Origin of the sequence: Paracraurococcus lichenis, assembly GCF_030657435.1 — a bacterium.
Classification (GTDB): domain Bacteria; phylum Pseudomonadota; class Alphaproteobacteria; order Acetobacterales; family Acetobacteraceae; genus Paracraurococcus; species Paracraurococcus lichenis.
On the sequence record NZ_JAUTWS010000350.1, the window covers coordinates 1 to 942 of the forward strand.

Here is a 942-nt window from a genome sequence, read left to right on the forward strand (position 1 = left end):
GGCGTGTCTGCAAACACTATATCTGGGGTCAGCAAACCCTCATGACACTCAACATGTTGTATCTGCGTGTAGTTTGCAGACACGCCCTAGCCGCAAATCAGGTAGACCATCACTGACACCGGCAGATCGCGCTCGCGTTCGCTCGCACGGCCGGTCTAGGCGAGGATCTCGCGCACCCGCGCCAGTAGCACAGCCCCGGCTATCACCCCGAGGCTGATGTGGTCGCTCAAACGAACGCCGGCCGGCAGGCCAGCAGGAACACCGGCCATGGCGGCCAATCCTGCGATCCTGCACCACCGAGGGGCCGCCGCCATAGGTGCTTTGCCCTTCAAAGTGAACAGTATTGGGGCTTGCCCCCGGATCGATGCCCCGGGTCTGGGGTGACGGCACCTCTAGGCGGCTGGCAGCAGGCCCGCCTTCCTGGCGCGGGCGAGGACATGCGCGACCGAGCCGGGGTGCCAGTGGACGCCACCGCGCGGCGTTGGCTCGCGCAGCGCCTCCAGCCGCGCCCCGATCTGACGCAGGGTGGCCTGCGGGTCGCTGAGCACGATGCCCGCCACCACCGCGAGCAGCCGGTCCGGCGCCGCCCGGCGCGGGACGGGGTCGAGCAGCGAGCGGTCCGCCATGCCCTCGGCGGCCAGGGCCCGCACGGCGCGCAGCAGCCGCTCCCCGGTCCAGCGCGGCGCCCCGGCTGGCTGGCGGGTATTCAGGTAGCGCACCACCGCCTCCCAGGGCCGGCCCTCGGCCCGCAGCCGCTGCACGGCGGGCAGCCAGGCATCGGCGCTGGCGACCAGCCCCTCCAGCCAAGCCGCCCGCCGCGCCGCCGTGACCTGGCGGATGGCGGCCGGATCGCCGGCGCGCAGGCCAGGGTTGCCGGCCCGCCGGCCCCGCGCCGCGGCGGCCTGCATGCCGCTGCGGGTGCGCTCGCGGATCAGGGCGCGT

Annotated in this window: 1 pseudogene; it reads right to left on the reverse strand. The window is 73.0% G+C overall.

The window, feature by feature from the left end:
- Positions 1-392: 392 nt before the first annotated feature.
- A pseudogene (locus Q7A36_RS40180) lies at positions 393-942 on the reverse strand (recombinase family protein); the annotation flags it as partial.